The organism is Phaeobacter sp. JH20_29, assembly GCF_048056175.1.
GTDB lineage: Bacteria > Pseudomonadota > Alphaproteobacteria > Rhodobacterales > Rhodobacteraceae > Phaeobacter > Phaeobacter bryozoorum.
This window is the reverse complement of record NZ_JAYMWO010000011.1, coordinates 218,677-242,858: the sequence shown is the minus strand read 5'-3', so window position 1 is coordinate 242,858 and position 24,182 is coordinate 218,677. Positions and strand designations below refer to the sequence as shown.

The window sequence follows — 24,182 nt, the reverse complement described above, 5'->3', positions numbered from 1 at the left end:
TCCCTATCGGAGTAACAATGACGACATGTCTGGGCGTGTCGTCGCGTACAATTACAAGTATACGATAGGGGACTAATATGGCTCGTTTTCTTGGTACTGCTGGTGGGGACAGGATAACCGGAACCGCAGGTGACGATGAAATACGTGGCCTAAGCGGGAACGATACGCTTGATGGTGGATTTGCCTCGATTGCTGGCCAAACCGAAGATAGCTTGTATGGCGGTGCCGGGGACGACTGGCTCTCTATTGGAACAGGAGGCGGATTTGCTTCGGGGGGCGATGGAAGCGATACCATCGTCGGAGGTTGGGGGGCTTCCGAAGTTGACGGGGGCCAGGGCGACGACCACATCACTTTTTCACTCCTGACGCGGTTTAGCACTGGAAATACCATTAATGGCGGTATGGGCGATGATACGCTCGTAGGCACCTTTGCTAATTCGGATGCTTTCGGCGGCGATGGAAATGACCGATTTGAACTAAGATCCGGGTCTTTTCTAGGAAGAGATAATCTGCTTTCGGGGGGTGATGGCTTTGACACGCTCACCTACACTCAGACGGGCGTCACAATATCGGTCTTTTCAGCTGCCCGAGCCTCGATTGAAGCGATTGAAGGTGCACGTATCTCCGGGGATCAAGGAAACGATTGGATCGACCTTCGAGACATTCAACAAATGGATCAGGAGGAATATCGCTATTTTGCAAATAAACCTCTCGTCGATGTAGACTTGGTGATTGCTCTGGGAAGTGGAGACGACCGCTTCTGGGGATCAGACTTCGCAGAAGTCATCTATGCAAATGCTGGCTCGGACACAATTATAGCAGGTGGTGGCAATGACTTCTTAAATGCCCGATCCGCTGATTCAGGATCGTTGTCTGGCGGTGATGGGGACGATTTTCTGGATCTGGGTATCAATAAGGATGCTACTCTGTTCCAGCTGGCAGGTGGCCAAGGAACTGATACGCTGCATGCTGCTGCCGCTCACGGACAACTTATCCTGGATAACACAATATCGATTGAAGTGTTGCGCGCTGACGCACTGCATGGATCATTAGGCGACGACTACTTTGACCTTAGTGGTGTAGTTGCCTTGGAAATTGAACGCGAAGATCTTTTTGATCGTTTCCGGTTCAACCTAAAGGACGGGAACGACGTCTTCATTGGAACGCAAACCGGTGATTATGTCCATACCATCGGCGGGGTCTCCGGTGATAAGCACTACAAGGGACGGCGTGGTCATGATGAACTGATATCCGGTAACGGCGATGACACGCTTATTGGTGGGTGGGGGCAAGATACGCTTATTGCTGGAGCAGGATCTGACCGGTTGCTTGGTGGGCGCGGCTCTGACTATCTAGCTGGTGGCTCATGGAATGATCGGCTGTTTGGTCAAACCGGCGCTGACTATCTGCAAGGAGGTGGAAACAACGACATACTAAAAGGTGGGCGGGGCCGAGATACACTGGATGGCGGTTCAGGTAACGATAAGCTTTTTGGCGGCGGAGGTAGCGACACCTTTGTCTTCAGTGGAAACTTTGGACATGACACAATTGTAGGGTTCGATCCTCTTCTGAACGGTGATCTGATTGATCTTTCGGCGCTCGGATCTCGATTAACAGAGCAGCTACTATTTAGCGAAATTGTGTCTCAGAATGGCAGCGATGTTCTCGTTACTTGGAGCAGCTACCAGAGCATTACACTTAGAGGTGTTGACCTTGGAGCAATGGACGCCGGGGATTTTATATTCGGGGGAAACTAGAGGACGCCCATCCGCAAGGATTGGATCGTTACCGGATACCGTCAGCCCTCGGTATGGTGCGAGTAGCAGGGCATCACTGCCCTGCTGCTGCGATGCCGCCCACCAGATAGGGCAGCAGCTTGGGGATGGCTCGTTCGGTAGCCTGGGCGGACCCTCCGTGCGTCAAGAGCGCCTTGAACAGGTCAGGGTCGGTCACAGCATCCGCAATCATCTGAGATGCCTTGTCCTGTGCTAGGTGATTGAGCAGATCTTTCATGCGGCCGGAGGCCATCTGTGCTGTCTGAAGGCTGGCACCGCCACCCCCGCCCAAACTGGCACCGTGGCGGGCCGCGCCGATCCGGGCCACTATCTCAATCAGGCGATTGGCCTTTGCCCCCGACAGCTCATTACCGATGGTCGCGCTTGTTGTGGCCTGAGATTTCGCCAGCTCTCGCGCCACAAAGCGCAGACGGGACATTTCAGCCTGAGTGAACACCTGCCCGATTGCGCGGGCTGTCTTGGGGTCTGACAGCACCCGGTTCAGTGAAGTCGCATCAAGCATGGTCTGCGCGCCGCGCGTTGTCCGGGCCACTCCAATCAAGTGAGAAGCAATAGCACCCTTAACACCGTCCAGAGCCGCCCCAGACGGGTCTTTGCGGGCCTCGTTTGCAACCCGCCGCGCTGCCTGGATTGGGTTCTTCGCGTCGATGATCGACTTGATGGCACTTTCCGCCGTCTCCCCGGTAAACCGCGCAACTGCGCTCCGTTTCTGGTCTTCCAAAGCCGCCATCCGGCGGGTGATACGCTGGGAAAGCTGCTCGGCTGTCTCGCGTTGTTGAACCGCACCCTCAATTTCAGAACGCAATTCCGGGTATCGCGCAAGCAATTCCTTGTTTCGAGCCATGTAATGACGCGCACCCGATAACGTGACAGCACCATCCCGGCTGGACACAGCAGACCCCTTGAACTGCCCGGAGATGTAATCCTCAATGACGGGCCTTGCCCCGCCTGCGGCTTCAATCTGGCGCGATGAGACTGCTGCCTCTGTACCGCCCCGCCCCACTGTCCGCTTCAAGGCCAATTCAGGGTCAATCGAGGCATCGCCATCATGTGTGCGCTTAAGCAACCGTCCGGGCGCGCCCCTGTCAAAGGTTTCATGCAGCGCCGCGGAGAACGCGCGGGCCTCGTTGATCTGTCGGCCAATTGATGTGGTGCCAGCCTTCGCTCCTAAGTCATCAAGGATTGCATCCGCTACGTCATTTGCCATGCGGGCGGTATTCTTGTTCTGGTCATTCCCTGCCATGGCAGACCGGGCCACACGTCGAAGCTCTGAGTAAAGCCCGTGCATCTCGCGCACGGTCGCGGTGTCGCCATAGACCTCCGGGCTTTCCAGAAGGTCACGAATGGCGCGTGGGACATCGTTCCGCTGGGCATAGGCCACCTCGGCAACCAGTGCCTCCGCCTTGGCGCGGGCGGCACCCGTGCCAACAGCCGCGTCGCGTGGGATTGCGGCCCATAGTTCCCGTTCCTGCAACATGGCATCGTCAAGCGCACGCTTGATATTCCGAGTGATTTGAACACCATTTTCGCCATCAGGGTTCTGGTTCTGAATGCCTCGCAGACGGCTTTCCGATGTCGCCATTGCACCGTCTGCCTGGGCCTGTAGCTGGTCTTTGAAGCTCTGACGCCGCAGCCGGAAAAAGGTCTGCGCGTCAGCCGCATCGCCGCCCATACCTTGAACCGCAGCCTGTGCCGCGCCCGAACTATCAGCACGCCGGGTTTCAAGAGCAGCGCGCAAGTTGGGGTTTTGATCAGCGGCCAGACGTTCGACGGCCAGCATATTGGCGTCTCCGGTCTGTTGTGCCGGCGTCAGGCTCAGCGGGTTATCCGAGGTAATGCCTTGGGCCAGTGCCTCTGCACGGTCTCGCCCCCCGGCCAAGCTTTGAAGCCGATCCGAGGCTACAGCGCGCGCGCCTGAGTTTGTATAAGGGGCAAGTTCAGCCGCCGCCCGCCGGGTGAGCGCCGCCGCTGGCGAAATTCGTGCGGCTCCCTTGACCAGTGCCGCACCCGCCGGGATCGACATAGGGGCGGCAATGGCCGCAGTGTTCTGGACCCACTCAGGTGCTCCGGCCTCATCGGCCACTTCCTCAGCGGCACTACTCAGACCTCCCGCGAAGACCTCAGCCGCCGGAGCCGCTTGCGTTGTGAGCGCACGATAGGCGTCATCCGCGAAGCGCCCAACCGCGCCACCTGCCCCCCGCAGAGCTTGCAGACCCTTGGCCACTGGCAACAAACTGCCCGCCGCATGTCCTGCCCCGCGTGCAAAGCCCTCAGCTGCTCCCTTGGGGTCTTGCTGTGCCACCTCAACACCTGCGCCCTGCATCAGGCGTTCCAGCCCTGCCGTGGCGCTGCCTGTGCCCTCAGAGAATGGGTTTAAGGCGTGCGGTTCATCGAATGGGTTCACGAAATCAGCAAGCCCACCGACTGCCTCAGCAATGCCCTTGTTAACCTGCGACATGATGGGGTGCCTTGGCCCGCTCTGACCGGCGGGGGCAATTCTCAGGCTGGACGCGATTTCTTCGACAGTCTTTTCCTGATCCGCCGGAGATAGGCTTAGAAAATCGTCGGAGACCTGAACCTTGCGGCCCTCAATGCTGAGTGTCGTCATTCTACCACGCTCCACGAAATGCCGCTCTGCGTGGTCGATCCCGCGCCGCCAGTCTCACGCTTGCCGAAACTGTCAATCACAACGTCATAGTCTGAAAGCAGACGCGATAAACGGGCGATGTTGGCCCGCGCTTTGCTTCGCATCGTCGCGGTTTCGGATGTATTGGCAACGTCCTGGTTCATCATGATTGCCTGTTCCAGCATGGACCGGGTTTGGTTGAGCCGTTCACGTGTGCGCCCCTCCCCCTGCCAGACACTGTTTGGCGTGCTGGATAGCTTCTGGAACTCTTGCAGTAGGAAGTTTGACGGCTTCCCGGCCACGCCATCCGCCAATGTAACCATGGTATTGGTGGACAGGTTTTCCATTGCCTGCGTGGCACGCTCATTGTTGGGCGCGATAAGGCCAGTACCAAGCGCATCGCTGATTGTATTGCCCAGCTGAGAAATGAACCCCGGTGCACCCGTGGCATCCGAGAAATCGACCCCCTCAGGCATGGACTGGTATTCAGGGTTTGATACCAGCCCACCATCACCGTCCACGGTCACTCCTGCCCCCTGTGGGCTGGTCGCACCGCCCATCGAGAATACGCTTCCATCTGGTGCCGTGAAGGAAAACCCGCTGCCCCTCTTGGCCTGCGCATACTGGATCCGGTCGAGAGGCTGGCGACCTGCGGCCCGCTCCTCTGCGGCGTATCGCCCGTATTCGTCGGCGGGCTTCGGCGGGGCGGTCAGTTCCTGAACCGCTTTCAGCTGCCCTAGGAGGCCCTCATATTGAGCGGCAACAACGGGGAATTCATCAAGGCTTTCAATCGGCGGCTCGCCAACAGTCTCAAAAAGCTGGTTGATCCCGTTCAGATCCCCTCGCTTGTATAGAAGCATCCCCTGCTGCAAGCCTTGCTCCACCCGCGCAGCCTCTGCGGCCCGTGTCCGGGCATCCAGCGAAGCCGCATAAGCCTCGCCCTCTCTCTTGAAGGCAATCCGGCGCTGCTCCATCATCTGCGCGCGTGACTGCATGTTCTGCTGTGCGCTCTGCATCTGGACCGCCTGCATCGGGTCCAGCTGGGCCAGTGCATTCAGCGCCTGCGGCTGACCGGCGGCGATATCCGCGCCCTGCGTCTGGAACAGGTTGCGCAGCGCGTTCTGGCCCCGCACTTGGTTGGTCTGCTGTGCCGCCATCGAAGACTGAGACAGCGCATTCACGATATCCGGCTGTTGGGCCATCAGGGGCAAGCGGGTGTCGAGTGTCATTGCATCGCTCCGGGTTCTGGATGTGTTGCTTTCAAAAGGGCAAGTTGCCAGCGGACTGACGCGCGAAGGGCCAGCCTAAACGCTTTGACGTTCTCGGTTATTCCTACTTCGTTTGGGTCCAACATCGGGCAATTCTCCTGCGTGTAACGGTATCATAACACCCCATATCAAACAACGAATATGCCATATTTTATTGACGAAAACACTTGATCTGATGGTTTCGCTTCGGTTCCGTGCTTGGTGGTATATGTGCGTTGCTCCTCACTGTGTTCGGAACACAGTGACGGGCGCAGCTCGGACACGGTTAGGAAATTGGCTATCTGCGTTTTTCTTGCAGATGCCTCCAAGTTTCGACCCACCTACCCCGGTTTTCCACCATACCCGGCGCGTTCGCCCAATTGATGCCCGCCAACGCCTGCACTGGCGGATCAATGCAGCGCTTTTCTTGAGGCACTCTATAGGATGCTCAATTTTGCGCAGGCCCTAGGGTGAACGAAACGTTCACCCTCTACCGGCAGGAAGTATCCGACATCATCAGCCACCAACCTTCTTGCCGGTTCTTGCCGGTTTGCCGGTAGGGGTAGATCAGCTTGCGCCCACCACCAGCCTAACCGGTCTTCGTCGGCCAAACACATGCAGCCTCAGAACCAACCTGCGATTGGCCGCGACACTCCCCCGGTCGGGAACTTATCATCATCACGAAACCGCAGCGCGAAACTATCACGCCCTAGGACTTTGAACCGAAATGCTGGGATCTATTTCGCGGGAGTTTCTAACCACTCTTTGGCGATACTATTGTTCCGCCGCGCAAGGATATTCCTTTTCAATTGCATCCAATAAGATAGCTGAAGGGAAGCCCGATACATTACCGTCAGGGCGGGAAAGTTCAGATACAACTAGAAGTGCAAGATCGGCATCTGTTACTTCATCTGGAATACACAGCCCTATTGCGGCCTCCAGCTCTTTTCTTGTTTGCGGCCCGCCTTCAGTGGCGGAAGTGGCGCCCCGTATGCGCTCTGCCGTGGCGCTATCGATAGCACCTTGGATATAGCCAAAACAGTAAGCCTTAATTTCGCTTCCATCCTCCCAGGCGCAAGCTCTCAGGATCTGTTCTAGTGTAACTGCGGCAACTGGAGTTGCACAAACTCCAAGTAATGCGGGCGCAATCAGCGCCCGTACGGAAAACCTCATCTGTTGCCCCTTCGAAAATCTGACATTTAAGGAAATGAGCTTCGCAAGTTATCGAGGCGTATCACAGAGCAAAAGGCTGCGGTTGAAAAATCACGAGCAACCCTCAAGTCTCACCAGCAGGAACAAGAGCCACCCCTAGACCAGAGGCGACCTGTCCACTTTCCAAAAACTGGACACCTTGGGCCTGAAGGGACAATCGCAAGTGCTGGATAGTGGTCTCCTTCCCCTCGCCCTTGTCCACTTTATTCAAAGTGTTGCGATGCAAGCCGGTTGCTTCCGCAAGCTCTGGATTACTCAAACCCAGTGCGGCCTTTGCCATTTTGAACTGCTCAGGTGTCATATTGCCCTCTCATTGTGCCATTAGCACATTTTAAGTGTTACAGCACATGCTGTCAGTAGTATAAATATGCTATCAGCACAAAAAATGTAACGCAATGACCACCGACCACAAACACTCAATCAGCGGCGCGCGGTCACTCGCCCCGGCCTACACCGGATAACCCCAGGGCGTCAGGAAGCACGACGCCTGTCAGATAATGACAGCACAAAGCGAAAGGATTTCGCCAATGTCCGAGAACAACAAAGATCTGCACCCCGAATGGCTCACACAATGGCGTGAGAACACCGCGCGATGGAACAAAACGGTAGAGGGCAGCGCCGAAGAAAAGCAGCTCACCGAAGAACAAGACGCCATCGAGCGCCGTTTGATGGCGACACCGGCCACGACGCCCGCCGGGATGGCCGCTCAGATTGAGTTTGCGCTTGAGAACAACCTTGTCGGTGAAGATTTGAAAGGCGGGATGTTCGATGGGCTGGACGGCAACATGTTCGCCAGCATCACTGCAGGCCTCAAAAAGATGGCAGACGCGAGCAAGGCAGAGGTCGATATCTGCGAACTGTATGGAACATGGCAGAGCATCACCGAGAAATACAAAACCCTTGAAAGCCGCCTGTTCAGCAGCGACGTTTCCCATGGTGAGTTTGAAGACTTGTCCGACCCAATACTGGCCGAGCGCGACAAGGTGGAGAGTGCAATTTTCGCCACCGGATGCACCACCGCCAAGGGACAAGCGATCCGCGTGAAAATAGCGGCGTACTTCGACTGGGCCGTTCCAGACTACAACAGCGCAGTCCTAGAACACGCCGAACAAGTTCTGAGCTGAACCGACTGCGCGCGAGACCTTCCACAATCCCCCAAGATACGCCCCGCCCAGCGCGGGGCTTTCTCATTCATGAGGCTGTGATGCAACCACGACTGCTTGCCGCTGGTGACTGTCGCAACGTGTTGCATCCAAGGGCAATCAGTTTGGCGGGCTTATTGGCGGGTAAGAAGCCAATAACGCCAAATTATCCAATGAAATCAAGAATGGGTGGCGGAGACGATGGGATTCGAACCCACGAGACCCTTCCGGGCCTACTCCCTTAGCAGGGGAGCGCCTTCGACCACTCGGCCACGTCTCCGCTGACCCGTCTATCAGCGCAACCAAGCCAAGAACAAGGGCGAAATGCTGTTTTCGGCAAAAAAATTGCAGCCCTTGACCAGGGGGACAAAAACAGCAATCGCCCCGCCGCAGGCGTGCTGCAGCGGGGCGATGTGAGACGCTGTTCGGACGAAGGAAACCATCGTCGAGTACCGCTTCAGGGCAGGATGGCAAGCCGCTTCAGGAACAGAGTTTTCACCGCATCGGCGTCAACTGCCATGTAGACGTCGATCGGCTTGCGGTCGCTGTCTGTGGCAAGGCGGGTTTCGCCTGACGTTTCACCGTCGCAGGACACCTCCATTGCAACCGAGCGCGCCGTGAACAACTCAGGATGCGTGCAGGCAATGACTGCGGCCGGATCATGAAGCGAGCAGCCGTCAAACTTGCCGACGGTTTCATAGAAATGCAGGTAGAAGACCGACATTTCCTGCAACATCCCACCCAGCTCCGGGGATTGCGCGGCAATGGCGGAGAAATCCTCGGCGGTGCACAGAATGCGATGCGTGACATCCAGACCGACCATCTCGACCTGCGCGCCGGAACCGAAGACGACGTCGGCCGCGTGGGGGTCGTGATAGATGTTGGCTTCGGCGTGGGGGGTGATATTGCCGCCCTCTTCCAGCGAGCCACCCATGATCACGATCCGTTTCACATTTTTTGCAAACTCGGCGTCGCGCTGAATCGCATGGGCGATATTGGTCAGCGGACCAATCGGACAGATCACCAGCTCACCCTTGTGCTCGCGCGCCATGCGGATCAGGAAGTCAGCTGCATCCTCCTCCAGAGCTTGCCCTTTCGGCGTCTTGGCCGGAATGTCGCCAAACCCTTCGGCGCCATGCACATGGGCAGAGGGCGTAAACGGCGGCAGCACCAGCGGGGTCTCGGCGCCATGGGCGACAGGCAGGTCCAGACCCGCAGCTTCCAGCAAACGCAACGCGTTACGGGTGGCCGTTTTGGTGGTCACATTGCCAAAGATTGTCGTCAGCCCGAGTAGCTCGATATCCGGGGCCGCGGCCGCGTAGAAAATCGCCATGGCATCGTCGATACCGGGATCCGTGTCGATGATCAGCTTTGTCATTTTTATCCTTCCGACTAATTAATCGTGCGGGTTTAGCATTTCCGTTAGCGGCAACTCAAGCCTGCCACTTTCAGGAATAGACAACAGCTGTATCAAGAAAATGCCCGCCTTCACTGGGAGACGGGCACCAATATTGTCGCGGAGAGCAGAAAGATCAGGTGTTGAACAGGAAGTGCAGCACATCGCCATCCTTGACGATGTAGCTTTTGCCCTCGGCGCGCATCTTGCCCGCTTCCTTGGCACCCTGTTCGCCGTTATGGGCGATGAAATCGTCATAGGCGATGGTTTCAGCGCGGATGAAACCTTTCTCGAAATCGCCGTGGATGACGCCCGCCGCCTGCGGTGCCGCAGTACCGGACCGGATCGTCCAGGCGCGTGCTTCCTTGGGGCCGACGGTGAAATAGGTCTCCAGGTGCAACAGCTGATAGCCTGCACGGATCAGCCGGTCGAGACCAGCCTCGGCAAGCCCCATTTCGGAGAGGAACATCTCTGCTTCCTCCGGCTCCAGCTGGCTGATTTCTTCTTCGATCTGGGCCGAGATGATCACATGGCTGTTGCCCTGAGCCGCAGCCATGTCCGCCACTTTGGCCGAATGCTCGTTGCCCTCGACCGATTCCGACTCGCCGACGTTGCAGACATAAAGCACTGGCTTGGTTGTCAGCAGTTGCAGCATTTTCCAGGCCTTGGCATCCTCTGCATCGACCTCGACCAGGCGCGCGGGTTTGCCATCTTCCAACATCGCCTGTGCCGCCGCCAGAAGGCGGTCCTGCTGCTGAGCTTCCTTGTCGTTGCCCTTCAGCTTACGCACCAGATTGGCGCGGCGTTTTTCAATGCTTTCTAGGTCGGCCAGCATCAGTTCAGTCTCGATCACCTCGGCATCGGCAACCGGGTCAACGCGCCCTTCAACATGGGTCACATCGCCATCTTCAAAGCAGCGCAGCACATGGGCGATGGCATCGGTTTCGCGGATGTTGGCGAGAAACTGGTTGCCCAGACCCTCGCCCTGCGAAGCGCCTTTGACCAGGCCTGCGATATCAACAAATGTCATCCGCGTCGGGATGATCTGTTTAGAGCCCGCAATGGCCGCCAGCTTGTCCAGCCGGGCATCGGGCACGCCGACTTCACCGACATTCGGTTCGATCGTGCAAAACGGAAAGTTCGCCGCCTGCGCCGATGCGGTTTTCGTCAATGCGTTGAACAGGGTCGACTTGCCGACGTTCGGCAGACCCACGATTCCCATTTTAAAGCCCATTTCGGCCTCCTGATGCCACTTGGGAGGTGCTTCTAGGCAGCATTTCGAAGTGACGCAAGCGCGCATCTCCCGCCCCCTCCGCCAAGCGCCCCGGTCGAGGCTGGTGCAAAGAGCCGTGAAGACCCAGTCCAGATGCGGAGGTTCTGAACAAGGAAAATTTCAAAACAAGGTGCAACCAATTGGCGACACTCGCGTTCCTTTGATCGGAATGTGATCCCTTTGCCCCGCCAGAAGGTGGACATTCTTATGATTTAACGGCTCATTTCAGCTAGGCTGACCAAAACGAGACTATTGACAATGACATTACGCACCTTCGTTATCGCGACGCCCCTCGCCTGCGCCCTGACGCTTGCCAGCGCCCTCCCTTCGGCTGCCGCCGACTGGATCTTTGGTGCAGGATATTCAAGCTTTTCCCGTGAAGGGGCAGAGGATAGCGCATTGATCTCGGTGGAGTACCAGCATGATGCGTTCTGGCAGCGTGGCAACTTCGACGCAGCCTTTGGTGCGGCACTTGATGTGCAAACCACTGGCGATCTGTTCATCGGCGCAGGTGCGGTCGGCACGTGGCATCTCCAGCGCGGCTGGTTCATTGAAACCAGCGTAATGCCCGGTGCCTACGCCGAGAGTGTCCGGCTCAACGATCTGGGCTCAACATTTGAAATTCGCAGCGCAATCGCCCTTGGCAAGGAATTCGCAAATGGCAAATCGCTGTCGCTGGCGCTGACCCATAAATCAAACGCATCCACAGCCGATATCAACCCCGGGGTAAATTCGCTACTGCTGCGCTGGCACGTCCCCTTCAAAGGCTAGAGGCAGGCGCCCGCCTGGCGGAGGAGCAGCGTGGCAATAAGGCGAGCGGGATTGATTTCCGCCGCAACATTCGGCACACCGAAGCGGACACATTCAAAAGGCCCGATCATGACCCGCATTGATGCCAAATTCGCCGAACTGAAAGCTGCCAGCAAAAAGGCCTTTGTCGCCTATGTCATGGCGGGTGACCCTGACTTCGACACCTCGCTTGAACTGGTAAAGGGGCTGCCCGCGGCGGGCGTCGATGTGATCGAACTGGGCCTACCCTTTACCGATCCGATGGCCGATGGCCCGACCATTCAGCTGGCCGGACAGCGCGCGCTGGAAGCCGGTATGACCCTTGAGCGCACACTTGAGCTGGCGCGTGCGTTCCGCGCCGAAGACGACACCACACCCATTGTGATGATGGGATACTACAACCCTATCTATAGCCGGGGCGTTGATAAGTTCCTCAAAGACGCCAAGGCAGCCGGCATCGACGGGTTGATCGTGGTTGACCTGCCGCCGGAAGAAGACAGCGAATTGTGCCTCCCCGCGCAGGAGGCAGGGCTGAATTTCATTCGACTGGCCACTCCTACCACCGACGACAAGCGCCTGCCCCGCGTCCTGCAAAACACCTCCGGTTTTGTCTATTACGTCTCGATCACCGGGATCACAGGTGCAGCCGAAGCCGAAGCGACCAATGTCGGACCGGAAGTGGCGCGGATCAAAGCCAATACCGATCTGCCTGTTATCGTCGGCTTTGGCATCAATACGCCTGAAAAATCAAAGGCCATCGCCTCCGTCGCCGATGGCGCGGTGGTCGGCTCTGCCATTGTCGGCCAGATTGGCGCAGGCAAATCCGTCGCCGAGGTCCTCAGTTTCGTAAAGTCTCTCTCTGACGGGGCACACGCTGCCTGATCGCAATCAGCTGATCGCCGCCAACAATCATCAGGCCGCATCCCATCGGGTGCGGCTTTTTTGCCGTTCACATCCGCGCGCGAGCATCCTGCATTGCATCTCACCCGATGGATTGGTAATAAATTATTACCAAACAAGGGCGAGGATGACACCGTGCCAGTCATTACCAATATCGACGATCTGAAACGCATCTATGAACGGCGTGTCCCGCGCATGTTCTATGATTATGCAGAAAGTGGCAGCTGGACCGAGCAGACCTTTCGCGACAACACCAGCGATTTTGAAAAGATTCGACTGCGCCAACGGGTGGCGGTCGATATGGCTGGCCGCAGCACCGCAAGCCGGATGATCGGGCAGGAAGTGTCGATGCCTGTTGCCCTCGCGCCGGTTGGTCTGACCGGTATGCAACATGCCGATGGCGAGATAAAAGCAGCCCGCGCTGCCGAGGCTTTCGGCGTGCCGTTCACGCTGTCGACAATGTCCATCAACTCGATCGAGGACGTGGCCGAGGCTACGACAAAACCCTTTTGGTTTCAGCTTTATACGATGAAGGACGAGGATTATGTCCGTCGTCTGATCCGGCGTGCAAAAGACGCCAAATGCTCCGCACTGGTAATCACGTTGGACCTCCAAATTCTTGGCCAGCGGCACAAGGATCTGAAAAACGGCCTTTCCGCACCGCCGAAGCTGACCCCGAAGACCATCGCCAACCTGATGACCAAATGGACCTGGGGCCTGCAGATGCTGGGCGCCAAACGGCGTAACTTCGGCAATATCGTCGGCCATGTGGACGGTATTTCGGACGCCTCGTCACTGGGTGCCTGGACAGCGGAACAGTTCGACCCCTCGCTCGACTGGGGCAAGATTGCCAAGCTGATCGAGCTTTGGGATGGCAAGGTCATCCTGAAGGGAATTCTAGATGTAGAAGATGCCAGGATGGCAGCAAAAGTTGGTGCCGACGCGATCGTGGTCTCCAATCATGGTGGCCGCCAGCTGGATGGCGCACTGAGCTCCATTCAGATGCTTCCTGCAATCATAGAGGCTGTAGGCGATCAGATCGAGGTTCATTTGGACAGCGGCATTCGCTCCGGTCAGGATATCCTGAAGGCACTTGCCCTTGGCGCGACGGGAACCATGATCGGGCGCGCCTTTGTTTACGGGCTCGGCGCTATGGGACAGGCCGGCGTCACCCGGGCACTGGAGGTGCTGCACAAGGAGCTGGATACAACAATGGCGCTATGCGGTGAGAAATCTGTCGCCAATCTGGGTCGTCACAACCTGCTGATCCCCGAAGATTTCGGCGGGCGCTGGCAGTAACATACGGCGCGGCGACAGCCGTATTTCCGGTTTGCGACTTGCAATATCAGCCAATCCGGTCTATGCGCACGGCTTCACGCGGGGTGACAGCCTTGGAGGCACCCCCATTATCAAATTGGAGAATTATCATGGCTGGTCAGATTCCTGATCTTGTTTGCCAAGAACGTACGGGGTCGGGCAAGGGCGCCGCTCGTGCAGCACGTCGTGCTGGCATGGTTCCTGGTGTTGTTTTCGGTGGCGATGCCGAACCGATGTCGATCCAGATCCCCTTCAACGAACTGCTGAAAAAACTGAAAGCCGGCCGCTTCAAGTCCACCCTGTGGAACCTGAAAGTGGAAGGCCAGGAAGACGTGCGCGTGATCTGCCGCGACGTTCAGCGTGACGTTGTCAAGGACCTGCCGACACACTTCGACCTGATGCGTCTGCGTCGCACCTCGAAGGTGAATCTCTTCGTTCCCGTGGAGTTCATCAACGAAGACAAAGCCCCCGGCATCAAGCGTGGCGGCGTTCTGACCGCCGTCCGTCCCGAGGTTGAGCTGGTTGTGACCGCTGGCGACATCCCCGAGAAGCTGGTTGTTGATCTTGACGGTCTGAATGTTGGCGACACCGTCACCATCTCCTCAATCAAACTGCCGGAAGGCGCAAAGCCGACCATCGACCGCGATTTCGTTGTAGCCAACATCTCCGCTCCGTCGGGCCTGAAGTCCGCTGACAACGAAGCGTCTGAAGACGAAGCCGAAGTGGCCGCAGAAGAATAAGCTCCGACCGAAAGGTCCGGAACGACGAAGCGAGGCCATCTTTGGCCTCGCTTTTTTTTTGTAGATATGGGCGGCAGTCTTGGCAGGTCGCCACCTTTCAAACGGATGTCGAATCGCGTCAGGGGCTGGATTTTTGTTCGCAAACGCGCCATGTAGCCTGATGAGATAGAGCCCCACACCAAACACATCGTAGAATTGTCCATGAAACTTTTTGTTGGCCTCGGAAACCCCGGCGCGAAATATGCAGGCAACCGGCACAATATCGGCTTTATGGCGCTGGATCAGATTGCAAGCGACCACGGGTTTTCGCCCTGGAAATCAAAGTTCCAGGCCCAGATCAGTGAAGGTGTGCTTGGCGGAACCAAGGTCCTGCTGCTGAAACCGCAGACCTTTATGAACCTGTCCGGTCAGTCCGTCGGCGAAGCTATGCGGTTCTATAAACTCGCCCCCGTCGATGTGATTGTCCTGCACGATGAGCTGGACCTTGCACCGGGGAAGGCGCGGGTGAAACAGGGCGGCGGCCATGCAGGCCATAATGGGCTGCGCTCGATCCATTCTCATATCGGTGCAGATTACGGTCGCGTGCGGCTCGGTATCGGTCACCCGGGTCACAAGGACGCCGTTGCAGGATATGTGCTACGCGATTTCGCGAAGGCAGATGAGGTCTGGCTCGATGATCTAATGCGCGGTATCTCCGACGGCGCCGCCCATTTGGCGGCGGGAGATGGCGGAAAATTCATGAATGCCGTTGCCCTGCGCGTGGCTCCACCGCGCAGCTCGAGCGCCGGGCCGGCGCCAAAGGGACAGAAAGCTGCCGTACCTTCGGAAAAAGCGGCAAAATCCGGAGACACGGCCAAGTCGCAGCCCTCCCAGCCTTCACAAGCCGATAGAACTGACACCGGCAATCAACCCCAGCCATCCGCCATGGAGCGGCTGCTGAACAAGTTCAAGTAATCAAAGTTTCCGTTGCGTCCTGTTTGCGCGGGCAGGCTCCGGCTGGCTAGGCTCAGCCGCGCCCGAGGAGGATTTTTATGCGTCGATATTTAAAGCTATTTTCCTATTTTCTCATAACCTTACTGATCTGCGCGGCCGCCCTTGCCTATTGGCAGCGAGAGTCGCTGAGCCGTCTGATGGCCGTGAACACGCTGTTTGATGCAGATCGTATCGTTTCTAATTTCTCAAATATGGAGGCGGCATTCCTGACGGTCCCCCTTGATCGTGGCGACACTGCGGTCAGCCCCCTGCCGCGCGGCGTTGAAATGACGCTGCCAGCCGGCGCCCAAGACTGGATCAATGAGCGGACGGTTACGTCTCTCTTGGTACTGAAGGGCGGTCAGCTTCGTCACGAAAGCTACTATCAGGGGACCGAACCGGGTGATCTGCGGATTTCCTGGTCGATGGCCAAGAGCTACCTCTCGGCGCTGCTGGGCATTCTGTTGCAGGAGGATAAGATCCGCTCGCTCGATGATCTTGTCATCGAGTATGCGCCCGAGCTGAAGGGCAGTGCCTATGAGCGGGCCAGCATCCGCAATGTGTTGAATATGGCCAGCGGAGTTAAGTTCAACGAGGATTATCTGGACTATAACTCCGACATCAACCGTATGGGGCGCACGCTGGCGCTTGGCGGCACGCTGGATGAGTTCGCCGCCGGCCTGACCGAAACAATCGGAGCCCCGGGCGAGGCCTGGCAGTATGTCTCCATCGACACCCATGTGCTGGGAATGGTCATCCGCGGGGCAACGGGCCGCACCGTCCCGGACCTTCTGTCAGAGAAAATACTGCGGCATCTCGGCCTGGAACAGGCGGGCTATTATCTGACGGATGGCGAGGGCGTTGCCTTTGTGCTGGGAGGGATCAACCAGACCACGCGCGACTATGCACGCTTTGGTCAGATGATTGCCCAGAACGGCCGCTACAACGGCATGCAGGTGGTTCCGCAGGCCTGGATCACCGCCTCCACCCGGCCATCGGCGCCGACAAAGGCCGGTCGTATCGGGTATGGGTTTCAATGGTGGATCCCCAAGAATGCCGTACCGGGCGAATTTCTGGCCAGAGGGGTCTACGGGCAGTATATCTATATCAATCAGGCCCGCGAGGTGGTGATTGTGGTAACCAGCGCTGATCGGCGGTTCCGTGATCCCGGTGTCGCTGATGAAAACGTCAAAATACTGCGGGCCCTTGCCAAATCTCTTTAGGATCCGACCATGGACCAAGACGACAGCATAAACGTATTCGGGAGAGCCCTGGCCTCCTGTTCCACCGCTCCGATGACCGGGTTCTTTCGTGACGGCCATTGCAACACCTGCGCGCAGGATCAGGGCAGCCATACGGTCTGCGCGGTGATGACGGATGAGTTTCTGGCCTATTCCAAATACGTCGGCAATGACCTCTCCACACCGCGCCCCGAATTCGGCTTTGCCGGGCTGAAGGCCGGGGACAGCTGGTGCCTTTGTGCCGCGCGTTTCCTTCAGGCGGCTGACGAAGGTTGCGCACCACAGGTCAACCTTGCGGCGACACATAAGCGTGCTTTGGAGATCGTTCCGCTCAGCGTGCTGAAAAACCATGCTGCATCAGGGGAAACCTATTAGGCGCAGCGGACCGCCTGCGAGCCTAGAGCCACGAATAAAGGCGCCCGCGATGCGAGGCGCCTTTTTCTTGATTATTCGCGCATTGTGGCAGGTTCAGTCGCTGTCGCGGCCTTCGGTGTCAGACATGTCAAAGCCGAGGTGACGGGCGACGGTAAAGATATCCTTGTCGCCACGACCACACATGTTCATCACGATGATATGGTCCTTTGGCAGATCCGGTGCGATCTTCATCACATGCGCCAGTGCATGGCTTGGCTCAAGCGCCGGGATGATCCCCTCCAGCGCACAGGACAGCTGAAACGCTTCCAGCGCCTCCTTATCGGTGATGGAGACGTAGTTGGCGCGGCCGATATCATTCAGCCAGGCGTGTTCCGGCCCGATCCCCGGGTAGTCCAGTCCGGCAGAGATCGAAAAGCCCTCAAGGATCTGCCCGTCGTCGTCCTGCAACAGGTAGGTTCGGTTGCCGTGAAGCACCCCCGGGCGACCGCCAGTTAGAGATGCGCAATGCTGCATCTTCTCGTCAACACCCATGCCGCCGGCCTCGACCCCGATGATGTTGACCGATTTGTCATCAAGGAAGGGGTAGAACAGGCCCATGGCGTTCGATCCGCCACCGATGGCCGCAATCACAGTGTCAGGCAGGCGACCCTCCCCCTCCTGCTCCGCGAGCTGCCAGCGGACCTCTTTGCCGATCACGGCCTGGAAGTCGCGCACCATCGCCGGATAGGGGTGTGGGCCAGCCACCGTCCCGATGCAGTAAAAGGTGTCGTGGACGTTGGTCACCCAGTCGCGCAGCGCGTCATTCATGGCATCTTTCAGCGTTCCACGCCCCGAGGTGACCGGGATCACCTCAGCACCCAGAAGCCGCATACGGAAGACATTGGGCGCCTGACGCTGCACATCATGAGCGCCCATATAGACCACGCATTTCAGGCCGAACTTGGCGCAGACCGTTGCTGTTGCAACACCATGCTGCCCGGCGCCCGTCTCGGCGATGATCCGGTTCTTGCCCATGCGGCGGGCGAGCAGGATCTGCCCCAGAACATTGTTGATCTTATGCGCGCCGGTGTGGTTCAGCTCATCACGCTTCAGATAAACCTTGGCACCGCCGAGATGGTCCGTCAGCCGCTCGGCGAAATAGAGCGGGCTGGGGCGACCCACATAGTTCTTCCAAAGGTCATCCATCTCCGCCCAGAAACTTGGATCATCCTTGGCGCGATCATACTCCTCTTCCAGGCTGAGGATCAGCGGCATCAGGGTCTCGCTGACAAACCGTCCCCCGAAAATACCAAACCGTCCCTGTTCGTCGGGACCGTTCATGAAGCTGTTGAATAGATCTTCGGCCATGGTTCTTTCCTTCTTCGCGGCGCTCGATATGAGTATAGCGCAGCCTGCCCCGGGTAAAGAGAGGTGCAGCGGATTATCGAGGCTGATGCGCAATGTCGCGGCGCTGGTGTTGGATCGCCGGAGCCAAGGTGCCGCTCAGCGGCGTGGCGCACCGGCGGCTTCACAGAATGCACGAATGCGGGCCGGATCCTTCACGCCAACCGTGCTCTCTGCACCGGAGGCCACATCGACCTGACGCGCGCCGGTGACCCGGATCGCCTCGGCGACATTCTCAGGCGTCAAGCCGCCTGCCAGCATCCAGGGCCGCCGCCAGTATTTCTTGCGCGCCAGCAGACCCCAGTCAAAGATGACCCCATTGCCGCCGGGAAGAACGGCCCCCTTCGGCGCCTTGGCATCGACGAGAATCTGGTCCGCAACGGATTCGTAGGCTTCGATCCCCTGGATATCCTCAGCATTCGAGACTCCTAGAACCTTCATCACCGGCAGGCCGTAGCGTGCTTTGACCTGCGCAACCCGCTCCGGCGTTTCCTGCCCGTGCAACTGAATCATGTCCAATGGTACAACACTGGTGATTTCATCCAGCAGGGCGTCATCTGGATTGACCACCAACGCGACCTTGCACAAGCCCATCGGCGCCTCAACAGCAAGTACCGCAGCCTCCTGCGGGGTAACAGACCGGGGGGATTTCGGAAAGAAGTTGAAACCAATATAGGCGGCGCCCGCCTCAGCCGCAGCCGCGATGTCGCCCGGCGTTTTCAGCCCACAGATCTTGACCCGAATGTCCATGGGGCGTCAGCTCGCTTCGTCGAGAATAGCGAGGACCTCGTCCTTGCCCTCGTGTTTCTGCTTCTTCAGGCGATTGACCTCGCGCGAGAGCTTCTTCGCCTCGCGAGCCTTCAGATCTGCTTCGCGGCGATGTTTGTGTTCACGCAGCCATTCGATGATGAAGCCGATGATCAAACCAACCGCAATGCCACCCAGAACCACCACAAACAGCGGCAACGTGATCTGAAAATTATATCCCAGAAGTTCGGCAAAAGCCGTGGGCATCAGTTTGAGTTCAACCAGCCCCCGATTCGCCAAAGAAACAGAGATAAGGGCGATAGCAATCACCCCAAGATAGGCATAGCGAATATAGCGCATCAGGCTTTTCCGTTCAGGCGATCCCTCAAGAGTTTACCTGTCTTGAAGAACGGCACGTGTTTTTCCTCAACATGGACCGTTTCGCCGGTACGGGGATTGCGACCAACCCGCGCATCCCGCTGTTTCACCGAAAAGGCGCCAAAGCCCCGCAGCTCCACACGATCACCGCGCGCCATTGCGTCGGTCACCTCTTCGAACACGGTATTCACGATCCGCTCCACATCACGCTGATACAGGTGCGGGTTTTCGTCTGCAATCTTCTGGATCAATTCCGAGCGGATCATCTCTCGGCCCTCCCAAGCCAAGCTAGGCACAGTTTCTATCCACCGACTATAGGTACAAAACCTCAAACCGGGAACAGTGGATACGGGCCTGCCCCGCAAATAAGTCAGCGTTTGCCTATCATTAGGCTCGTTCAGGCGGCTTTCACCCACAAAGCAGAGATGGGGCACGCCGGATTCATCTGCAAGGGTCGGGACAGATTTTGTGATTCGCAGTCAGGCCCTGCAGTGTTTTCCCCCCGCCTGCCGCCACGGCAGAGAGGATTGGCCTGCGACAAAAAGAAACGGCCCCACCCAACAGGGCAGGACCGTTCATACTCGTCAGCCTAGGCTGGCTGCTGAAATCAGTCGCCTGTTTTCAGCGCTGCGCCGAGGATATCGCCCAGCGATGCGCCGGAATCCGAGGAGCCGTACTGTTCGACAGCTTCTTTTTCTTCCGCGATTTCGCGTGCTTTGATCGACAGGCCCAGACGGCGGGTCTTGCTGTCCACGTTGGTCACGCGCACATCAACCTTGTCACCAACCGAGAAGCGCTCGGGGCGCTGTTCGGCACGGTCACGCGACAGATCGGAGCGGCGGATGAAGGACTTCATGCCTTCGTATTCCACTTCGATGCCGCCTTCTTCGATGGCGGTGACGTTCACGGTCACGATGGAGCCGCGCTTCACGCCGCCCACGGCTTCTGCGAACTTGTCGCCGCCCAGGGCTTTGATCGACAGCGAGATACGCTCTTTCTCGACATCCACTTCGGAAACAACGGCCGAAACCATGTCGCCTTTGCGGTAGTTCTGAATCGCGTCTTCGCCGCGCTCGTCCCAGCTGAGGTCGGAGAGGTGAACCATGCCGTCGATGTCGCCGTCGAGGCCAATGAACAGACCGAATTCGGTGATGTTCTTGACTTCGCCTTCGACCTGGGTGCCCTCGGGGTGAGTCTCAGCAAAGACTTCCCATGGGTTGCGCATGGTCTGCTTGAGGCCCAGAGACACGCGGCGCTTGGCACCGTCGATTTCCAGAACCATGACGTCGACTTCCTGAGAAGTGGAGACGATTTTGCCCGGGTGGACGTTCTTCTTGGTCCAGGACATCTCGGAGACGTGAACCAGACCTTCGACGCCCGGCTCCAGCTCAACAAATGCACCGTAATCGGTGATGTTGGTGACGCGACCCTTGTGCACGGAGGACAGCGGGTATTTGGCGCCAACCAGATCCCACGGATCTTCCTGCAGCTGCTTCATGCCGAGGCTGATGCGGTGGGTGTCTTTGTTGATCTTGATGACCTGAACCTTGACGGTTTCGCCGATTGACAGGATCTCGGAGGGGTGGTTCACACGGCGCCATGCCATGTCGGTGACGTGCAGCAGGCCGTCAACGCCGCCCAGGTCAACAAACGCACCGTATTCGGTGATGTTCTTGACGACACCGTCCACTGCCTGGCCTTCGGACAGGTTGCCGATAACTTCGGCGCGCTGCTCGGCGCGGGACTCTTCGAGGATCGCACGACGGGACACAACGATGTTGCCACGACGACGGTCCATCTTCAGGATCTGGAACGGCTGCTTCAGACCCATCAGCGGGCCAGCGTCGCGCACGGGGCGCACGTCAACCTGCGAGCCGGGCAGGAAGGCAACTGCGCCGCCCAGATCGACGGTGAAGCCGCCTTTGACACGACCGAAGATCGCACCTTCGACGCGCTGGTCGTCTGCGTATGCTTTTTCCAGGCGATCCCATGCTTCTTCGCGGCGGGCCATCTCGCGGGAGATAACGGCTTCGCCACGGGCGTTCTCAGCGGCGCGCAGGAAGACTTCGACTTCGTCGCCAACAGAGATTTCGGGAGCTTCGCCAGGGTTTGCGAATTCTTTGAGCTCAACGCGGCCTTCCATTTTGTAGCCGACGTCGATGATGGCCTGGCCCGCTTCGATTGCGATGACCTTGCCTTTTACGACAGACCCTTCTTCGGGTGTGTCCATTTCGAAGCTTTCGTTCAGGAGGGCTTCGAATTCCTCCATCGATGTGTCTTGAGCCATGTGGTCTCAGGTTTCCTTTACAAATCGGTTTTATCTGGCCGGGCGGTTGTCTCCGCCGGTCTTGAAGATTGGTCCGTATGAGGCGCAGCACATGCCGGTCTGATCAGACAAACACAAAGGGCCGAGGTATGCCCCGACCCTGCTCAGAATGCCGCCCGTGCGTTAACCGCCTCTATAGTGACAGCGCGCTTAGTATGCGGATTCCCCCTTCGGCGCAAGGGAAACCGTCATAAATCTCCGCAAAGGACGGGCCGGCACACCGACACTAACCGCTGGAACGAGCAAAAACACGCGAGGTTTCGCTCTACCGTGGGACGCAACAGCGGCTTATCGCCGTGACATGGCTATCTGATCTGCCCTGCAAACTGCGGACTAGGGATTGCCAACGGCCGCTAGCGGCGTGCCTCAATGGCTGCAATGGCCATCGCCACAGCTTCCTCGATGCTCAACGCGCTGGTGTCTAGGATCACCGCATCGCTGGCAGGTTTCAGAGGCGACTCGGAACGGTTTGTGTCGCGTGCATCGCGGGCCTTCACATCTTCCAGCACCTCGGCAAAGCTGGTGGGGTTTCCAGCAGCCATCAGCTCCTGCAAACGTCGCTGCGCGCGCACTTCGGCGCTTGCCGTCACGAAAAGCTTTGCCTGCGCACGCGGGCAGATCACGGTGCCGATGTCTCGCCCGTCCAGCACCGCGCCGCCAGCCCGACGGGCAAAGGCGCGTTGAAAATCGACCAAGGCCGCGCGCACTTCAGGGATCACAGCAACCTTTGAGGCGGCCTGGGCCACCTGTGCTGTACGCAGTTCAGGGCGCTCAAGATCCTCAGGCAGCAGCGCAAGGGCGGCCTCAATCGGCTTATCACCTGCGAGCATCCGCGCGCCAACGGCACGATAGAGCAGCCCGGTGTCCAGGTGACCAAAGCCGAAATGAGCCGCAACCGCCCGCGATATCGTGCCCTTACCCGCAGCAGCGGGGCCATCAACTGCGACCGTGAAGCTCATGACGGTGTCTCTAGCCGTGCCCCCAAACCGGTCATCAGGGACGTGAAAATCGGAAAGGAGGTGGCAATTGGCGTGCCATCGTCAACCGTCACCGGTTTCTGCGCGCCCATGCCCATGACCATGAAGGACATTGCAATGCGGTGATCGAGAAAACTCTCGCAGGTGCCGCCACCGGGCACACCTTCCGGACCGAGACCAGAGACCGCCCACCAGTCGTCACCCTCCTCGACCATCACGCCGTTGGCCCGCAGGCCACGGGCCATCGCGTCGATCCTGTCGCTTTCCTTGACACGCAGCTCCTTCACACCGGTCATCATCGTTTTGCCGGTGGCAAAAGACGCCACCACAGACAGAACCGGATATTCGTCGATCATCGAGGCGGCGCGTTCTGGCGGGACATCAATCCCCTTCATTTCGGGCGAATAGCGTGCGCGCAGGTCGGCCACCGGCTCCCCACCCTCTTCGCGCATGTTTTCAAAGGTGAGATCCGCGCCCATATCCTGAAGCGTGTAGAACAGCCCTGCCCGCGTCGGGTTCAGGCCGATACCGGGGACCAGCACATCAGATCCGGGAGTGATCAACGCAGCACATACCGGGAAGGCCGCGCTGGAAGGATCACGCGGCACCGCAATGACCTGCGGCTTCAATTCGGGCTGTCCTGTCAGCGTGATAACGCGCCCCTCATCGGTATCCTCGACAGTGATTTCGGCGCCGAAGCCTGCCAGCATGCGCTCAGAGTGGTCGCGGGTCGCCTCTTTCTCGATCACCACCGTCTTTCCGGGTGCGTTCAGACCAGCCAGCAAGACTGCGGATTTCACCTGCGCCGAGGGCACTGGAACGGTGTAGCGCACGGGGGTTGGATCCGCGGAACCGACAATCGTCATCGGCAGACGTCCGCCCGAGCGGCCAACAGACTGCGCACCAAACAGGGCCAGCGGATCGGTCACCCGCGCCATAGGCCGCTTGTTGAGGCTGGCATCGCCGGTAAATGTTACTGTGATGGGAGAGGTCGCCATAACCCCCATGATCAGGCGTACGCCCGTACCGGAGTTGCCGCAGTCGATCACCTGATCCGGCTCAGCCAGACCACCGACGCCGACGCCGTGCACCGACCAGTTTCCGCCACCATGGTTGATGACCTCCGCCCCCATCGCCTGCATCGCCTTGGCTGTATCCAGGACATCCTCACCTTCCAGCAAGCCCGAAATCTTGGTCTCGCCAACGGCCAGCGCCCCAAGGATCAGCGAGCGATGCGAAATCGACTTGTCGCCTGGAACCTCAGCGATGCCGGTCAGCGGATCGGCGCGGTGCGAGGTCATCGGGATGGGCGTACCGTGTCCGGACATGAGGAACCTTTCGAAAT

General features: G+C 58.3%; 22 protein-coding genes and 1 tRNA gene. 9 read left to right on the top strand and 14 right to left on the bottom strand.

Features of this window, described 5'->3' with window-relative positions:
* The first annotated feature begins 77 nt into the window (after positions 1-77).
* Positions 78-1,757, top strand: a complete 1,680-nt coding sequence (locus tag VWZ85_RS08685) for a calcium-binding protein (RefSeq protein WP_340544817.1) — start codon at positions 78-80, stop codon at positions 1,755-1,757.
* Between the two features lie 73 nt (positions 1,758-1,830).
* On the opposite strand, the gene VWZ85_RS08680 is transcribed toward VWZ85_RS08685, so the two are convergent.
* From VWZ85_RS08680 to VWZ85_RS08665, 4 genes are all read right to left on the bottom strand, one after another.
* Positions 1,831-4,404 carry a hypothetical protein gene (locus VWZ85_RS08680; protein ID WP_416587842.1) on the bottom strand — a complete coding sequence of 858 codons (2,574 nt, stop codon included), beginning with the start codon at positions 4,402-4,404 and terminating at the stop codon, positions 1,831-1,833.
* Positions 4,401-5,651: a hypothetical protein gene (locus VWZ85_RS08675; RefSeq protein WP_416587840.1), complete on the bottom strand. Its 1,251-nt coding sequence runs from the start codon at positions 5,649-5,651 to the stop codon at positions 4,401-4,403. Before VWZ85_RS08675 ends, VWZ85_RS08680 begins: the two co-directional genes overlap by 4 nt.
* 792 nt (positions 5,652-6,443) lie before the next feature.
* Entirely contained in the window at positions 6,444-6,842 is a 399-nt protein-coding gene (locus tag VWZ85_RS08670; RefSeq protein ID WP_340544813.1) for a Rap1a/Tai family immunity protein, read from the bottom strand.
* Between the two features lie 103 nt (positions 6,843-6,945).
* On the bottom strand, positions 6,946-7,182 hold the full coding sequence (locus tag VWZ85_RS08665; RefSeq protein ID WP_416587839.1) for a transcriptional regulator: 237 nt from the start codon (positions 7,180-7,182) through the stop codon (positions 6,946-6,948).
* A gap of 226 nt (positions 7,183-7,408) precedes the next feature.
* Here VWZ85_RS08665 and VWZ85_RS08660 point away from each other — a divergent pair, with 226 nt between their 5' ends.
* On the top strand, positions 7,409-8,005 hold the full coding sequence (locus VWZ85_RS08660) for a hypothetical protein (RefSeq protein ID WP_416587837.1): 597 nt from the start codon (positions 7,409-7,411) through the stop codon (positions 8,003-8,005).
* Between the two features lie 208 nt (positions 8,006-8,213).
* Here the strand turns inward: VWZ85_RS08660 and VWZ85_RS08655 are convergent.
* From VWZ85_RS08655 to ychF, 3 genes are all read right to left on the bottom strand, one after another.
* Positions 8,214-8,303, bottom strand: a tRNA-Ser gene (locus VWZ85_RS08655).
* A gap of 177 nt (positions 8,304-8,480) precedes the next feature.
* Complete coding sequence (locus tag VWZ85_RS08650; protein WP_340544460.1) at positions 8,481-9,401, bottom strand: nucleoside hydrolase; 921 nt, start codon at positions 9,399-9,401, stop codon at positions 8,481-8,483.
* Between the two features lie 154 nt (positions 9,402-9,555).
* The gene (ychF, locus tag VWZ85_RS08645; protein WP_416537256.1) at positions 9,556-10,653 is read right to left on the bottom strand and encodes a redox-regulated ATPase YchF; all 1,098 of its coding nucleotides are present in this window, start codon (positions 10,651-10,653) and stop codon (positions 9,556-9,558) included.
* Positions 10,654-10,950: 297 nt separating this feature from the next.
* On the opposite strand from ychF, the gene VWZ85_RS08640 reads away from it, so the two are divergent.
* From VWZ85_RS08640 to VWZ85_RS08610, 7 genes are all read left to right on the top strand, one after another.
* Positions 10,951-11,463: an acyloxyacyl hydrolase gene (locus VWZ85_RS08640; RefSeq protein ID WP_416540661.1), complete on the top strand. Its 513-nt coding sequence runs from the start codon at positions 10,951-10,953 to the stop codon at positions 11,461-11,463.
* Positions 11,464-11,571: 108 nt separating this feature from the next.
* Positions 11,572-12,363, top strand: coding sequence for a tryptophan synthase subunit alpha (gene trpA / locus VWZ85_RS08635; RefSeq protein WP_340544456.1), 792 nt, complete (start codon positions 11,572-11,574; stop codon positions 12,361-12,363).
* A 153-nt stretch (positions 12,364-12,516) separates the two neighbouring features.
* Positions 12,517-13,680: an alpha-hydroxy acid oxidase gene (locus VWZ85_RS08630; protein WP_416587834.1), complete on the top strand. Its 1,164-nt coding sequence runs from the start codon at positions 12,517-12,519 to the stop codon at positions 13,678-13,680.
* Positions 13,681-13,808: 128 nt separating this feature from the next.
* Positions 13,809-14,438 (top strand): 50S ribosomal protein L25/general stress protein Ctc, encoded by a 630-nt coding sequence (locus tag VWZ85_RS08625; protein WP_340544454.1) that lies wholly within the window; start codon positions 13,809-13,811, stop codon positions 14,436-14,438.
* A gap of 201 nt (positions 14,439-14,639) precedes the next feature.
* Positions 14,640-15,392: an aminoacyl-tRNA hydrolase gene (gene pth, locus VWZ85_RS08620; protein WP_416587831.1), complete on the top strand. Its 753-nt coding sequence runs from the start codon at positions 14,640-14,642 to the stop codon at positions 15,390-15,392.
* 77 nt (positions 15,393-15,469) lie between these two features.
* Positions 15,470-16,633, top strand: a complete 1,164-nt coding sequence (locus VWZ85_RS08615; protein WP_416587829.1) for a serine hydrolase domain-containing protein — start codon at positions 15,470-15,472, stop codon at positions 16,631-16,633.
* A 9-nt stretch (positions 16,634-16,642) separates the two neighbouring features.
* Positions 16,643-17,026 carry a DUF2237 family protein gene (locus VWZ85_RS08610; RefSeq protein ID WP_416545461.1) on the top strand — a complete coding sequence of 128 codons (384 nt, stop codon included), beginning with the start codon at positions 16,643-16,645 and terminating at the stop codon, positions 17,024-17,026.
* 93 nt (positions 17,027-17,119) lie between these two features.
* On the opposite strand, the gene trpB is transcribed toward VWZ85_RS08610, so the two are convergent.
* From trpB to aroA, 7 genes are all read right to left on the bottom strand, one after another.
* Positions 17,120-18,373, bottom strand: coding sequence for a tryptophan synthase subunit beta (gene trpB, locus VWZ85_RS08605; protein WP_416587828.1), 1,254 nt, complete (start codon positions 18,371-18,373; stop codon positions 17,120-17,122).
* 135 nt (positions 18,374-18,508) lie between these two features.
* Positions 18,509-19,159, bottom strand: coding sequence for a phosphoribosylanthranilate isomerase (locus VWZ85_RS08600; RefSeq protein ID WP_416536528.1), 651 nt, complete (start codon positions 19,157-19,159; stop codon positions 18,509-18,511).
* A gap of 6 nt (positions 19,160-19,165) precedes the next feature.
* The gene (locus VWZ85_RS08595) at positions 19,166-19,516 is read right to left on the bottom strand and encodes a LapA family protein (RefSeq protein ID WP_340544448.1); all 351 of its coding nucleotides are present in this window, start codon (positions 19,514-19,516) and stop codon (positions 19,166-19,168) included.
* A complete protein-coding gene (ihfB, locus tag VWZ85_RS08590; protein WP_008560927.1) occupies positions 19,516-19,800 on the bottom strand; it encodes an integration host factor subunit beta in 285 nt (94 codons plus the stop codon). Before ihfB ends, VWZ85_RS08595 begins: the two co-directional genes overlap by 1 nt.
* 341 nt (positions 19,801-20,141) lie before the next feature.
* Complete coding sequence (gene rpsA, locus VWZ85_RS08585; RefSeq protein ID WP_340544437.1) at positions 20,142-21,821, bottom strand: 30S ribosomal protein S1; 1,680 nt, start codon at positions 21,819-21,821, stop codon at positions 20,142-20,144.
* Between the two features lie 392 nt (positions 21,822-22,213).
* The gene (gene cmk, locus VWZ85_RS08580) at positions 22,214-22,819 is read right to left on the bottom strand and encodes a (d)CMP kinase (RefSeq protein WP_340544436.1); all 606 of its coding nucleotides are present in this window, start codon (positions 22,817-22,819) and stop codon (positions 22,214-22,216) included.
* Positions 22,816-24,165, bottom strand: a complete 1,350-nt coding sequence (gene aroA, locus VWZ85_RS08575; RefSeq protein ID WP_416554332.1) for a 3-phosphoshikimate 1-carboxyvinyltransferase — start codon at positions 24,163-24,165, stop codon at positions 22,816-22,818. Before aroA ends, cmk begins: the two co-directional genes overlap by 4 nt.
* Between the last annotated feature and the right edge of the window lie 17 nt (positions 24,166-24,182).